The following is a 14,551-nucleotide window of genomic DNA, read 5'->3' as shown; positions in this document are numbered from 1 at the left end:
TCAACGCCTCAGCTCCTCTGCCGCGGCTGTCCCGAGACGCATGACTGGCAATGGTTGGCAGGCGATGATCGCCAAGGGGCCAACGCAGTCAGCTTACCTGCGCTCAGCAGTAAACGCCCCACCGTGCCAGTGCCGAAAACGGCAGCATCGTCACCGTGCTAAAGCAAACACCAGCGCCGAGGACCATCACCCCACCGGTTGCCTCAAAATAACTTTCTACCAAGTTCTTCTTGCTGTTATCGCCGGATTGACCACCCGCCCAAAGGCCCCTACCACCCTAAGTAAACTTTACCTTTTCAGCATAGACCTACATCTTCGATCTGACGACAACGGGTAACAATCCTTGGTTTTCTCACCCCATAAACGACGACACCCCAACGGGGGCCGTCGGGGTATCCATGTGATCGCTCATCTGATGAAAGCCAGTGGCAGCCATCAGTCTCCGATGTCGACACGCATGATGCGATTGGTGGCGCTCTGATGAATCAGCAGGTCACCGTCCAGGGTCGGGCGCATATGCCGCACGATACCGGCGTAGACACCGCCGGACGGGATCGGCCAGCTCTGGAAGGCCTCGGTGGCAGGATCGAAGCGCACCAGGGCATCGGGACGCATGCCCGATTCGTTGTACCAGACCACACCGTCTACCACCGCGATCGCGTAGGGATGAGAGCGCTCACCGCTTGGCGACGGCCACTCTCGTACCTCGCCACTGCGGGGGTTGTAGCGCCCCAGTCGCCCCCTCCCCGAATTCACGTACCAGATCATGCCGTCCTCGGCGATATCCAGCCGGCGTACCGTAGTGCCCTGGTGAGGAAGCTCAACTTCATCAAGCGCCATGGTCTTGGGATCGACCTGCACCAGACAGTTGCTGCCATTGCAGGACACCCAGGGGTTACCCTCGGCGTCGATCTTGATGCCGTAGGGCCGGGCCCCCGGGGTAGGCAGAGTCACGAGCGTTACCTCACCGCTGACAGGATCCAGGCGCCCAATGCGATTGGCCTGCTGCGCGGTAAACCAGAGAATACCGTCATCGTCGAAAACCGCGGTATGGGGATCACGCACCGAGGGGTCCGGCATGTCGTACACGTCGATATGACCACTTTGCGGATCAAGCCGGCCGATGGTCCCATTCTGGTTTCCCGTGTACCAGACACCACCATCACTGCCCAAGGTAACGGAGTGCGGCATACTGCCAGGCGGAAGCGGATATTCGCGCATCTCCCCCGTGGCCGGATCGATGCGTCCCACCAGATTGCCCCACTGCCCTGCCCACCAGATCCCGCCATCCGGCGCCTCGGCCGGATCCCGCGAGCGCTGGCCTAGCGTCGGCACCACCCACTCGATAAACGTGATCTCGGTGTCACCTTCCACCAGGGTCGGTGCACGCCGCTCATTGGGAGGAAAGTACTCCGCCAGATAGCTGGCGATAGCGTCTCGGCGGGCGGGATCACCCGAGAGATCCACCATGGTCCCCATCAACGCGAGCCAACCCTCTCGGTGGTAGCCCAGACTCTGGCTGATGCGACTGACCGGATGGCACACCGAACACTGCGATTCAACAGCCTCCTTGCCCTCCTCCGCTGGCAGGCTGGCGCCCAGGGCCACCGACGAAACAGCGAGCAACCAAAGCGAGAAACAGAATCCCAGAATCCTAGAGTGCCTGACCATGTTCCACCTCCCGGAGCCTGAGTGCACCGAGTGCACACTTGGCTGTACCGCACAAACTGATCGCCGGCCTAGTGTGGAACTAAGAACCACCCGTCCTTAGCCACATGATGATTGCACACGGTGATGCCTATTCAGCTTAGAAAAATTAGCGCCGAGCTGCAGGAATGCGCCTGAAGAATACACGGCGCGGCAGCTGGTGGAGTGCCCTGAGGAACAACGATCTATCACTCCAATCCCTGAGGTGCTTTCTCGACGATGACCCACTTCTTTCCAGGCCTTTCCTAGACTCGGCCATCATCCTCGCGGCCCTCTTCAGTTCCAGACTCTTCCGTGCGTCTGCTGGAGTTACTGGACCGCCGATTGGACATCGCCAGAGCGATGGCGATCCCAAGGGCAATGCCGGGTCCAATCCCCAAGAGCAGGTTGCCCAGGGCGATGCCAAACCCTGCGCCCACGGAGATACCCAGCGCAATACCGATTGACAGGTAACTGGTTTTCTTATCGCTGTCGTTATGTGCCATAAGCCTGTCCCTCACGCACTCCATGGTCAGGTGTGGGCAAGCAGCCCCCTTTGCATCACAGGGTTTGATGCCAGTCATCCCTGATGAGTGGGCAATACCATCGGCACCCGCCATCCTTTAAACATGACCTGATGTCCACAAATGAGTGTAGAAAATATTCTGACGCACACTCACTCCATAGCTTGATCACTATCTACACAAAACCGCGTCATCTAAAACTCATCCATGTAAAAACAACCCAGAAGAAAAAAACTTTTTAATTACTTGAGCTAAATACTGTTTTATACGAACTAAGGTATTCCCCCACCTACCTATCATAGGCACCAACGGGAAAAAGTATTTTCCAAAAAGATTACATTAAAGGTATGAACAACGCGACAGCCAAGAAGACATGTATTCACTCAACAACAAAAACCGACAAATCGCCAAAGTGACACACGCTGCGACCTGATCTCAACTAGTTGTTACATTGACTGACCAATCTTTCCTATTTGTTATTTCCAAACTTCTTACCAAAAGCATGATGGAAATCATGTGAAATCGAGTCCTCAATGAGTTGTAGGACTTCAATTGAAACCTCATATTCAAGAATACAAATTTCATAATGACCGTTGAACCACTCATACATGTGTAAAGAGTATGTCTTGTCAGGACAATAAACCAGGTGCTGCCTTAGCCTTTTTCGTAAGCCGGTAGCTGAGGAGCCAACATATAGAACATCTGAAGGGCTATTGACTTTGCTACATGCCTTAAGCCTCTTTTTCTTAAATTCTACGAATGCTTGAAACGTTCTATCTGCACACCCACCAACTTCTTTGATAATATAGACCCCTTTCTCTATGTCAGGCACCTCATCAAAGCTAGTAACGCTAAATTCAGATTTGGGCTCGGCTGCGATGGCAGTTTCACACAACGTAATTAATCTATTCAAGTATTCCATTTATGCAACTTTATCCCTTTTTTGAGAATACCGAGCTAAACCGTCCGAAACGAGCGTGTATCACTGCACATAGGATGGCGGACGCAGGCTCTGAGAGCAACACGATCAATGGATTGATGGAGGGGCCTCAAGGTACTTCACCAATAGCTCACTCATCATTTAAATGCAGGGCTTTGAGTCGACACGCTTTGGTGGACGCCTATTCAGCTCCAGCGCGCTGTCAGCCAGGTCCTGCTGGCTGTAAAACGATAGGTCGGACCCCTGGGCAAGCCCTGTCGAATGAAGCCACAGATCTTTTCGCTGCCGCCACTTTAGCACGGACTATGTGATTCACAGAAATAGAAGGCGACGCCAGTATACTGAGTGATCTGGCGTAACGTGTCATCTCGCGCCCCTAGTCATGCGTCATGCATTTCCGGACACATACCCGAAGATGAACCCTAAATATTCTCTTAATCACTATATATATTAAAACTTCGACTCAATTTTTCTGACGAACGACTCGACACGAGAAAATGATGTATCTTCACTTCGATAAAGTGAGAGCATTCTAAAACTACAACGGTGTGCACATGCTCCCAACAATCCAACTTTCAACACTCGCTTTACCGGCTGTCGCAGTACCACTTTATCCACCCACCAAGCCGATCCCAGCGTCGTCACTACCCTGACCTCCTTTAAATTTGTTAGACAAGGCGTAATAGCACCTAGATTAGGTGCATGATTATAAGCATGACCAGGGGCCCAAACACGATCAAACCACCCTTTTAGAATTGCAGGAAATTCAAACCACCAAGTAGGAAAGACCAATACCAGCGCTTCCGCCGCCTTCAGCTGTGCTATTTCTTGATACAGTAAAGACTCATCAAATCTTGATGTGTAATAACTACTTCTTTCTCTTTCTGTTAACTGTGGAGAAAATTTTGACTCATACAAATCAAGAAAAGTAATCTCATACCCCTTAGATTCTAAATGCCTCATCGTTTGTTTAGCCAAATAATGACAAAGGCTTTTCGTAACCGGATGAGCCACCACAACTAAACATTTCACTCAACATTCCTTATGGTCTAAATGGAGCATCATGGTGTGATCAACACTACTCTAGATGCTGATAAAACGAGAGCATCTGTAGTGCCCCCCTGTTTTCTGCACACCCTACGCCGCTAATGGCGGGTGTGCTAGGGGGGCCACATAACCTAGAGACTGATGTGGCCGCTATTCGTTGTAGTACCGAATCCAGCGGCTGATCACCGATCGGGCCTGGCCCAGCGACTCGAACCGGTGCTGCCAGATGCATTCTTACTTCAGGGACCGGAAGAAGCGCTCGACCAGGCCGTTTTGCTCCGGGGTTTAGGGCGTCGTGAATTCTTGTGTGAGCCTGTATGAAGTGCCCCCTCCCGAGCTGCATAGACCATAGTGCAGCCATCAGGAGGGGGCACTTCAACCGCGGCAGAAACACACAAAATGGTGATCTATACCTACGGTCGCTAGGTAAGATCATCAGGTAATGGTTTATACGTTACAACAAACTCGGGACCAAGTTCTGCTTTGAGTTTTTCCACCATCATATAAGCAGCTTTATCGAATGCCATAAACTCTTCTTCATTCCAAGGGCTGGGATCAGGAGGATATTCCCAATCTAAAGCTGTATCATGCCATCTAGATAGCTCATCTAGCTCCCGGAGAATTTCGTCTGCTAGTATCAATGTTTCTTCAAGCGGCCCCACATCGAATTTTTCTCGTGCTATATCATTACCACACCACAAACACCCACCGCCCCATTCAAACATAAGAAATAGTTCATAATACATTGTTTAACCACCTGACTACGGATGCCTAGGGTATGGTTAAGGGATAGCTTTAGCCGGTCGCAATGATCGAAGCGGACGGCTTGAATTATTTGCTATGAGCTCCAGTTTCACTAGCACTCGACTCCAATAATCCATTGAGTTTTGTCGCTGTTTGATGCATCCAGATCTGGACGTCGAGACAGCGGTTCAGTGCAGCCTCGTGGTTGAATGTACTCTGCCGCAATTTCAGATGCTTCGGCGAAGGTAATAGGTTTGTTATCGTTGCGCTCCACGGTAATATAATACGGTTGTTGAAACAATACTATGTAGCTATCCATAGTGTAGCCGATACCGGATCTAACTATTGTCGCATGATTTTCCTTTACAAGAACCAAATGACTAGTATCTAGATTGTTGCTGCTTGATGCACCGGCTAGAGTGCTACTAGCCAAGACGGTGAATAGTGAGATTGGCAAGTATTTCACTTGAGTTCCTTTGACTACGTTAAATTTTCCGGAGGTGACCAAGGCGTGGATATAAATAAGCATTTATGGGACGACTAAGTATCAAACCGCGAAGCGGCTCGGCCTGAATAAATTGTTAGCTCTTGGCCGAAAATGCATCATGGTAGGAAACTGTTCCTGCGGGCAGCGAACCGTTAAACGATATAGCTTGGAAGTACTCAGGTGGAACGCCCGGTAGCACCAATTCCGGCGCTGCGACGAAACCAAAGCGAGAATAGTAGCCAGGCTCTCCCAGCACCACACACCCAGAGGCATGTTGTGAGCGCAGCTCATCGAGCCCGGCTCGCACTAGATAAGCGCCGATGCCCCTTCCTTGCCGTTCTGGCACTACAGCGATTGGTCCAAGCCCATACCATCCGACAGCACCACTTGAGATGGTGACGGGAGACAGTGCGACGTGACCAATGACCGCGCCGCTGTCCTCCGCAACAAGGGACACGGACATTGCACCAGCTTTGCGCAGTACCCGAACAATCAATTGCTCCGTATGGTCAGTATGAGCCGCATTCTGGAATGCTGTGACAATGACTTCTTCAATGGCAGTAGCGTCTGAGGGCAGTTCGTTACGGATTTTCATTAAGCTTGATCCAAGGTCTATCGCCCGCGTAATGGGCTGGTTTGAAGCGCCAGCGGAAAACCAGCCACAATTGACGCGCTTGTTAACTTTTTACTGCACTGACACATAAGTATCGTTGTTTCGAGATATAGAAATGTAACCACTATCACCTTCACGTAGATAGGCATATTGAGGAGTAAGTAAAAGAAGTTTCCCTGCCTTTATTGTGTCACCGTTTTCCACCTTGTGAATTGAAGCCTGAACACTACCGCCAACCCTAAAATTTTCTAAACCTGTTTTCACTATGTCCGATGTTACATCAGTAAAGAAAACTGGTAATGTTGCGCTAGCAACAATTCCTAATAGTGGCGCAACCCAGTTTGAGACGACGTTTTTTAGTGGATTGGCCATATAGGACGAGATAGCCACAGAAAAAATAAAACCTAAAGCCGATAGCCATAAGATTCTATCGAGCTTTCCAGATGAAAGACCGCTTGAAAACATAACCAGATGAAACAAGAGGGAAACCAGAACAAATAAAGCACCTAAAAACCACATCCCTTTGGATTTTGAGATCACTGCTTTCCTAAATATGACAACAAACCCCCACATGTATAGTGCAGATATAGTAATAAGAATAAACACCAGAAACAAAAAGGACTTGATTTCGAATAAACCACCCACAAATACATCGTATGAGAAGAATTCTTCAACCTTCATATGGATTAATAATAGGTAAGCTGGATAGAAAGAAATCCAGGATGCTGTTATGAAATAAAGAATGCCTCTAAGAACAAGGGAATAGCCATCTGCCGAGACCCCTTCAGATAATTCGATTTTGTTACTCAAAAATCCATTTACACGAGATAGCACAGACGCTCCTTAAAAGTTAACATTTTTAATCGTATGCGTGCTGAAATTGTCGCTGCACGAATCGGCCTACACGCCTCATATCTTCTTCATATTTCTAAGAGTTTCACTCTATCCCCGCATTCCCTTGCGCGCCAATACGGGCATTCTCGAATTCCTGCGAAAGTATGCACGACATTCTATTAGTCTCATAACTGTTTGATCACCCGTATTTCTTGTTGAATCTTTGCGGACAAATCGTGCCTTCTTCTGTTGCTTTCCAAGCACGATGGCTGGACGCTTATCAGCATGCTGTATAAATATAGATCTACCGTTTTCGGGAGATTGCACATGAGCAAGAGCCCATTTCTGGAGGCCATCCGCCGAGATCTACGCTTGCGTGGCTACAGAATTCGAACAGAAAAAACCTATCTGTATTGGATCAAGCGGTTCATCTTGTATCACCAACGCCGACATCCTACTGAGATGGGAGCAACCGAGGTGCGCGCCTTCCTGACATCACTCGCCAATGATCACTGAGTCTCGGTCAACACGCAGAAGATTGCGTTGAATGCTCTCGCATTTTTGTACCACAAGTTTCTTGGTGTCGAATTGGGTCACCTCAATTTCAAGCATGCTCGCCAGCATCGCAGGCTTCCTACCGTGCTGACGCGTGCCGAGGTCGCGGCGATCCTGTCATGTTTGTCGGGACGAAACTGGCTGGTCTGCTCTTTGCTTTATGGCAGTGGGCTACGTATTGCGGAGTGTCTACGGCTTCGTGTCAAAGATGTCGATTTCAATACAGGGGCCTTGACCATCGTTAGCGGCAAGGGAGGCAAGGATCGCAGGACTTTGCTGAGCACGCCCCTGACGTCCGCACTAACTCAGCAGATACAGATGGCCTTGTCCCTGCAATGCGAAGATGTCGCGCGGGGAGTAGGCCCCTCGATGCCCTTTGCGCTGGGAAAGAAGTACCCAGGTGCCTACCGCCAACCGGCCTGGATGTTCGTGTTTCCTTCAACTAGCCTTTGCGCCCATCCCATTTCGGGTGTTCTGTGTCGGCATCATCTGCACGACTCAGTCCCTCTCAAGGCGCTGAAAGTGGCGGTGAAACAAGCAGGCATTGTGGACAAGCGGGTCGGTTGTCATACCTTCCGCCACTCCTTTGCCACCCACCTGCTTGAGCTCGGTCAGGATATTCGCACGGTACAGGAGTTGCTTGGTCACACTGATGTCCGAACCACACAGATCTACACCCATGTTATCGGCAAGCGTTTTGCTGGCACAGCCAGCCCACTGGATTTGATCTAGCGCCATCACGGGCCTGGAGTGGGCAACCCGGTCAACAATTACCGTACAGGCAGGCTACCGCAGGAGACTGTCACGCTGACACGCCCCTTCTCCGGCGACGGGGGCCACCTTCCCTCCCGACATCGGTATGACGTCGACTGACGCAAACGAGGTGTCCTGGAAAGTCTGCCGAAGGAGGCCTGCCGCTTAGGCTAAGTTTAATTGGTGTTTTTCAGCTTATACCGTCGGGATCGCGGATTCGAGCCCTGTCTTCACCTCTGTCGGCAGCGGTTGCCCTTTTCAAGCTAGGGGCACAAGACGCCATTGCACCGAATACGTCGTCTTCACAAACGACGACACCCCGGCGGGCGTTGCCCGTCGGGGTGTCGTGGCGTTGGCATTGTGTCTGGTAGCGTGTTACGCCACCAGCCTGCCCTGGCGATCTATCGGTAGGGTTTTCACCCTATCGCTTTGCCTTGGCTTTCCTCTGCGGGTTGTCGCTTCACGCCGCGTAGCGAGACACGGCCAGCCCGTTGGGGTCGATGGCGGGTGCACGACCGTCGATCAGGTCAGACAACAGCTGAGCGCTGCCGCAACTCATGGTCCAGCCCAGGGTGCCGTGGCCGGTATTGAGCCACAGGTTGTCGTACTTGGTGGCACCGATGATCGGTGTGGAGTCCGGGGTCATGGGACGCAGTCCCGTCCAGAATTCGGCCTTGGCCAGATCACCACCTTCCGGGAACACGTCGCGCACCACCATGGAGATCGTCGCACGACGCTTTTCTGCCAGGCTGAGGTCGTAGGAGGCAAGCTCCGCGGTGCCGCCAACGCGAATACGGTTGTCGAAGCGCGAAATTGCTACCTTGAAGGTCTCATCCATCACCGTGGACTGGGGCGCACCGCCATCATCGACCACTGGCAAGGTCAGGCTGTAGCCCTTGACCGGATAGATGGGCAAGCGGATGTCCAGGTCCCGCGCCAGGAATGGGGAGTAGCTACCCAACGCCATGACGTAGGCATCTGCGGTCAACTCTCCGGCACTGGTGTGCACTGCCTCAACCTTGCCAGACACGCGAGTCAGCCGCTCAATGGTGGTGTTGAACAGGAACTCGACGCCCAGCTTCTCGCGGCAGTAGTCCGCCAGACGATTGGTGAACAGGTGACAATCACCGGTCTGGTCATCGGGCAGGTGAAGACCACCCACGAACTTGCCGGGCACCCGCGCCAGCGCCGGCTCGACGTCAGCGATGCGACTGGCATCCAGCAACTCATGACGCACACCGCACTGCTCGAGTACCTTCATGTCCTTGCCGACGGCCTCGACCTGCTTTTCGCTGCGGAACAGCTGCAGCAGCCCCTTCTGGCGGTCTTCATAACGAAGGCCGGTCTCATCACGCAGAGCATTGATGCAGGCACGGCTGTGTTCGGCGACGCGAACCATGCGCTCCTTGTTGATGGCGTAGCGCTCGGGGTTGCAGTTGCTGAGCATCTGCATCATGAAGCGACCCATGGTCGGGTCCATCTTGGGCTGGATCTTGAGCGGAGCGTGCTCCTGAAACATCCACTTCACGGCCTTCTGTGGAATGCCCGGCGCAGCCCAGGGAGAAGAGAAGCCGAAGGATACCTGACCCGCATTGCCATAGCTGGTCTCCATGGCAACGGAAGGCTGGCGGTCCACGACCCGGACCTCATGACCCTGACGTGCCAGATAGTAGGCCGTTGTTACACCCACCACACCTGCGCCCAGAACCAATACCTTCATGTCGCCGCTCCTCTATTCTCATTGTTGGTGCCACGCCCGTCAGGGGCGCTGTCATGCCAGCCGTTGATGCAATGAGCCGCAGCTACGGGCTGCGGCTCGACATGACGCGAGTATAGAGGGGCCAAACCAGTGTTTTATTCTTTTTTCACCCTAATGCACGAGACAGGAGAACGTTTTTCACATACCCAGCAGAAACATCAATCGATTAACGACATAAAAAAAGCAATATCTACTACCCCTTCAAACCGCAGTGCCGCAGCGCTTGGGTCGCGACAGGGTGCGGCGCAACAGCAGGTAAGCGGCAAGGCCCGCCAGCAGGTTACCCAGCGCGGCTCCCATGCCGAGACCGCTGACCCCGCCTATCAGGATCACCCCGAGCCACAGACAGGGTAGATAGCACACAAACAGCCTGGCCGCGGACAGCAGCATCGCCCGCATCGGCCAGCCAAGCGCATTACCGGCGGACACTACCAGCATGCAGACTCCCAAGGCGGCGTAGCTGGGTGGCATGAAATGCATCAAGGTCGCCAGTGATTGGCTGACATCCTCCGTCCCGGCCAGCATGCCGGCCAACCATGGCGCGGCCAACGCCAGGACGATACCAAGGGCCAGTTGCCACCCCACGACTACCTTCAATGCCAGCCGCATCAGACGGTGAACTTGAGACCAGTCCCCCGCCCCATAACAGCGTCCGAGCCAAGGTGGCAGCGACATGGTCAGCGCCAGCACCACCATCAGCGACACGGTTTCCAGGCGGCTGGCCAAGCCCCAGGCCGCCACTGCCGCATCACCCAGCCCCGACACGGTCGAAATCGCGAGCATGGCCGCGAGCGGCGGCATTAGCTGGCTGATCATGGCGGGACAGGCAACACTGGCAAAGGCCTTGCCAGAGCTTCGCCACTCCTCGCCGAGGCCTTTTAACGCGAGCCACTCGCGCCCCTTCAGCTGCCAGGCCAAGACGCCAAGGCCGCTGCCGAAGGCCAGTACCGTTGCCCAGGCAGCGCCGGGCAGCCCCAGCCCCTGCCAGTCACCGATACCAAAGATCAGCACAGGGTCGAGGGCGAGGTTCACCAGGCTGGTCAGGACCATCATGCTGCCAGGCAGGCTGGTATTGCCGTGGGCACGAAACAGGCTATAGCCAAAGTACACCAGGGCGCCTAGCCAGGCCGCGATCAGCTGTGGCGCCCAGTAGGCACGAATCAGCGCTCGCGCATCGCTGTCAGCCCCCAGGGCACTGAAGATCGGGGTCTGCAGGACCCACAGCAGCAGCGCCAACGCCCCGATGGCGAGCGTACCCATCATCAGCGACAGGCTTCCCAGGCGCTGTGCTCTCACCGCCTCGCCCGCCCCCAGCGCGCGCGATATCAGGGCGGCAATGGCGATCCCCATGCCAACCTGGACACCAATCACCAGAAACGACAGGGGAAAGGTATAGGACTGCGCCGCCAGGGGAGCTGTCCCCAGGCGCGCCACAAATGCAGAGTCGACGAGTTGAAAGCCGAGCAGCGATAGCACCCCGATCGCCATCGGCCAGGTCTTGCGCCACAGGGTTGGCCCTAAGGCGCTGGAGTCGGAACTTAGGTGCACGGTATCTCCGATTGGTAGGTCTGGCCGCGTATGGTATAGCAACGCCGCAGCGCGCTCACCCTATCCCGCAACCACAGACCCCGGGCCTGGGCCCGGGGTCGTCGTACAGCCTGCGTGACGCCGCGTGTTACTGGCGAATGCCTTCGAACGTCACGTAAAGCTCAAGGCTGCGCATCGCTTCGGGGAACTTGCTCATATCGATGTCGTAGTCGCCCAGCGCGAGCTCGGTCGAGCCCTCGAAACCTGCGCGGTAGCCACCCCAGGGATCTTCGCCCTCGCCCAGCAAGGTCACCGGCATTTCGATGGTATTGGTCACGCCATGCAGGGTCAGGTCGCCGGTCAACACGCCTTCTCCATCGCCGGTGGACTCAAACCCGGTTGAGGTGAAGGTGGCCGTCGGATACTCGTCGGCGTTAAGGAAGTCGCCGCTCAGGATATGCTTGTCGCGTTCAGCGTGATTGGTCGTCAGGCTGGTCACGTCGACCTCGAGCTGCGCCGAGGCGCTGGCAGTGTCTTCACCATCGTAGCTGAAGGTGCCGTCAAACGACTCGAAGCTGCCGAGAATGTAGGAGTAGCCGAGGTGGCTGATCTTGAACTGGATAAAGGCGTGCTGCCCCTCCGAATCAATGGCGTAATCAGCGGCCTGAGCTTGCGCCAGGGGCAATAGAGAGCCAGCGGCCAGGGCGGCAATAGCGGTCTTCTTGAGCATGTCTTTCTCCTTGTGATGACGTCAGTCGTGCGTGAGTGACGTAACGCGTTCAACGACCTTTCGATTCGGCCGCATGTCGTCCTTGCTGTGACAGCCGAGGATCGAGCATACGCCGCAATGTGTCCTGACGGTCGACATAGTGGTGCTTGAAGGCGGCCAGTGCATGTCCCGCCGACAGAATGATCAGCGCCACAGCGCTGTACCAGTGCACCACCCCTGCCCGTGACGCCTGCTCAGGCAGGTCACTGATCACCGCGGGAAGCGTGAACATGCCGAGCACCTCGATGCCCTTGCCATCCGCGGTAGAGATCAAGTACCCGCTGATCAGCACCGCCAACATCAGTACATAAAGCGCCAGATGCCCCCAGGAGGCCGCCCGACGTTCCAGCCGCGACCCGTGGGCGGCAGGCGTCGGCTGTGCCAGGCGCCAGGCTATCCTGCCCAGAATCATCAGCATGACCAGAACGCCGATGCCGCGGTGCCACCAAGGTGCCAGGTGATACCACTCACTGTAGTAGTCGAGCCCCGTCATCCACCAGCCCAGGGCGAACAGCCCGACGATGGCCACTGCACTGCTCCAGTGCAACACAATGGCGAGAAGCCCCCAGCCCCTTGGTGAATTGCGCCACATGACGGCGTCCTCTGATTCATCGATGAAATCGAGCTTAACTCATGTTGAGGCGCCAATCCGTGGAAAAATTCCGAATGATTGGTTCAATAAAACTGAGTCTGTCGTGGGGCTGAGCCCTCACGCTGCGTCGGCGTTATCGCTTGCGCAAAGATCGGACAGCTACACAGAAACGCTGCGAGCACCATCGGCTCTCCCGATGGCTGTCAGACCAGGCCCCAGCTCCGACGTTGGAGCCAGAGATGGTAAGGACGGAGTGCCAGACGGCGATATTAGGTTCGTCTGGATAGAACGACGCTAGATAGAGTACGGCTGGACAAGGACGGCAGAGCAGTGAATACCGCTCAACGAATAGCATTGGAAAGATACGGACGGTGACGCAGACAGGAAGGAAGCATCAGCGGTCCATGAGACGGAAGTGGATCTGCTCTTGCAGGGGCCAGGCGACCCCCGCAAGAGCGAAAACGATCAGCGCAGCGCGTCCAGGCCGCGAGCCAGATCAGCCTTGATATCGTCAAGATGTTCGAGCCCGACCGCAATGCGAATCAGATTCTCGGAAATCCCTGCGATGGCTTTCTGCTCATCGGACAGCCGCCCATGCGTGGTGGTGGCGGGGTGAGTGATGGTGGTCTTGGCATCGCCAAGGTTGCCGGTGATCGATAGCATGCGGGTCGCATCGATCACTGACCAGGCCTGCTCACGGCCCCCTTTCACCTCAACCCCAAGCACCGCGCCAAAGCCCTGCTGCTGCTCACGCGCGACCTCATGCTGGGGATGGCTTTCCAATCCACTGTAGTGCACGCGCTCCACTGCCGGGTGGGCTTCGAGCCACTGTGCCAGTGCCAGCGCAGAAGCGGCGTGGGCGTGCATTCGAAGACTCAAGGTCTCAAGGCCCTTGGTAAAGATCCAGGCATTGAAGGGGCTAAGGCACGGCCCACAGGTCCTGACCACGCCAAAGACTTCCTCGAGCTCCTTGTCACGGCCCACCACAGCCCCACCAATCGCTCGCCCCTGACCGTCCAGGTACTTGGTAGCAGAATGCACCACCAAGTCCGCACCTAGTGCGAGTGGACGCTGCAGCGCAGGGGTAAGGAAGCAGTTATCGATGGCCAGCAATGCATCGTGACGATGGGCCAGGTCTGCCAGTGCACGAATGTCCGCCACCTCGGAGAGAGGGTTCGACGGAGTCTCGGCAAACAGCAGGCGAGTCTCCGGCGTAATGGCCGCTTCCCAGGCTGCCAGATCCGACAGCTCGACGTAGCGGGTCTTGATGCCGAACTTGCCCAGATACTTGTCGAACAGACTGACCGTCGACCCGAACAAGGAGCGTGAGGCCACGATCTCATCGCCAGAGGACAGCAATGCCAGCGCCGTGGACAGAATGGCTGCCATGCCAGAACTGGTCGCGACACAGCGTTCGCCGCCTTCCATCGCGGCCAGGCGGCGCTCGAAGGTGCGCACCGTGGGGTTGGTGAAGCGCGAGTAGATATTCCCCGGCTCCTCACCACCAAACTTGCGCGCCGCTTCGGCTGCACTGCCGTAGACAAAGCTCGAGGTGGTGAAAATCGGCTCACCGTGCTCCTGCTCGTGGGTGCGATCGTGCCCTGAGCGAATCGCCAGGGTGTCGATGTTCCACGTATCCTGCGTCGAATCCTGCATCTTGCTCTCCCTGACTGATTGCCGACGACCCTGACACCGGGCCTGGTCAGGAATCGACCCGGCCC

At 55.1% G+C, this 14,551-nt stretch carries 13 protein-coding genes and 1 pseudogene; 2 read left to right on the top strand and 12 right to left on the bottom strand.

Annotated features, from left to right (window positions below; all coding sequences use genetic code 11):
• Positions 1 to 435: 435 nt before the first annotated feature.
• The 7 genes from KUV72_RS16920 to KUV72_RS16890 form a co-directional block, all read right to left on the bottom strand.
• On the bottom strand, positions 436 to 1,671 hold the full coding sequence (locus KUV72_RS16920) for a hypothetical protein (RefSeq protein WP_222239166.1): 1,236 nt from the start codon (positions 1,669 to 1,671) through the stop codon (positions 436 to 438).
• Between the two features lie 281 nt (positions 1,672 to 1,952).
• Positions 1,953 to 2,192, bottom strand: a complete 240-nt coding sequence (locus KUV72_RS16915; RefSeq protein ID WP_222239165.1) for a hypothetical protein — start codon at positions 2,190 to 2,192, stop codon at positions 1,953 to 1,955.
• 487 nt (positions 2,193 to 2,679) lie between these two features.
• Complete coding sequence (locus KUV72_RS16910; protein ID WP_222239164.1) at positions 2,680 to 3,132, bottom strand: GIY-YIG nuclease family protein; 453 nt, start codon at positions 3,130 to 3,132, stop codon at positions 2,680 to 2,682.
• A 468-nt stretch (positions 3,133 to 3,600) separates the two neighbouring features.
• Positions 3,601 to 4,182 (bottom strand): NAD(P)H-dependent oxidoreductase, encoded by a 582-nt coding sequence (locus KUV72_RS16905; RefSeq protein WP_222239163.1) that lies wholly within the window; start codon positions 4,180 to 4,182, stop codon positions 3,601 to 3,603.
• A 437-nt stretch (positions 4,183 to 4,619) separates the two neighbouring features.
• Positions 4,620 to 4,943: a hypothetical protein gene (locus KUV72_RS16900; protein WP_222239162.1), complete on the bottom strand. Its 324-nt coding sequence runs from the start codon at positions 4,941 to 4,943 to the stop codon at positions 4,620 to 4,622.
• 579 nt (positions 4,944 to 5,522) lie between these two features.
• Positions 5,523 to 6,023 carry a GNAT family N-acetyltransferase gene (locus KUV72_RS16895; protein WP_222239161.1) on the bottom strand — a complete coding sequence of 167 codons (501 nt, stop codon included), beginning with the start codon at positions 6,021 to 6,023 and terminating at the stop codon, positions 5,523 to 5,525.
• Positions 6,024 to 6,113: 90 nt separating this feature from the next.
• A complete protein-coding gene (locus tag KUV72_RS16890) occupies positions 6,114 to 6,875 on the bottom strand; it encodes a hypothetical protein (protein WP_222239160.1) in 762 nt (253 codons plus the stop codon).
• A gap of 327 nt (positions 6,876 to 7,202) precedes the next feature.
• On the opposite strand from KUV72_RS16890, the gene KUV72_RS20015 reads away from it, so the two are divergent.
• On the top strand, positions 7,203 to 7,391 hold the full coding sequence (locus KUV72_RS20015) for a phage integrase N-terminal SAM-like domain-containing protein (protein WP_315857925.1): 189 nt from the start codon (positions 7,203 to 7,205) through the stop codon (positions 7,389 to 7,391).
• Between the two features lie 12 nt (positions 7,392 to 7,403).
• Positions 7,404 to 8,162 (top strand): annotated as a pseudogene (locus KUV72_RS16885) (integron integrase); the annotation flags it as partial.
• A gap of 481 nt (positions 8,163 to 8,643) precedes the next feature.
• Here KUV72_RS16885 and KUV72_RS16880 read toward each other — a convergent pair.
• The 5 genes from KUV72_RS16880 to KUV72_RS16860 form a co-directional block, all read right to left on the bottom strand.
• Complete coding sequence (locus tag KUV72_RS16880; RefSeq protein WP_206943204.1) at positions 8,644 to 9,903, bottom strand: D-amino acid dehydrogenase; 1,260 nt, start codon at positions 9,901 to 9,903, stop codon at positions 8,644 to 8,646.
• Between the two features lie 240 nt (positions 9,904 to 10,143).
• Positions 10,144 to 11,430 (bottom strand): MATE family efflux transporter, encoded by a 1,287-nt coding sequence (locus KUV72_RS16875; protein WP_222163696.1) that lies wholly within the window; start codon positions 11,428 to 11,430, stop codon positions 10,144 to 10,146.
• Between the two features lie 187 nt (positions 11,431 to 11,617).
• Positions 11,618 to 12,199 (bottom strand): YceI family protein, encoded by a 582-nt coding sequence (locus KUV72_RS16870; protein WP_222239159.1) that lies wholly within the window; start codon positions 12,197 to 12,199, stop codon positions 11,618 to 11,620.
• A 49-nt stretch (positions 12,200 to 12,248) separates the two neighbouring features.
• Entirely contained in the window at positions 12,249 to 12,830 is a 582-nt protein-coding gene (locus KUV72_RS16865) for a cytochrome b (protein ID WP_222239158.1), read from the bottom strand.
• Positions 12,831 to 13,295: 465 nt separating this feature from the next.
• Positions 13,296 to 14,486 carry an O-succinylhomoserine sulfhydrylase gene (locus KUV72_RS16860; protein ID WP_222239157.1) on the bottom strand — a complete coding sequence of 397 codons (1,191 nt, stop codon included), beginning with the start codon at positions 14,484 to 14,486 and terminating at the stop codon, positions 13,296 to 13,298.
• Positions 14,487 to 14,551: the final 65 nt, after the last annotated feature.

The organism is Halomonas sp. DP4Y7-1, assembly GCF_019800705.1.
GTDB lineage: Bacteria > Pseudomonadota > Gammaproteobacteria > Pseudomonadales > Halomonadaceae > Halomonas > Halomonas litopenaei_A.
The sequence above is the reverse complement of the archived record's forward strand: the minus strand, read 5'-3'. Positions and strand labels throughout refer to the sequence as shown.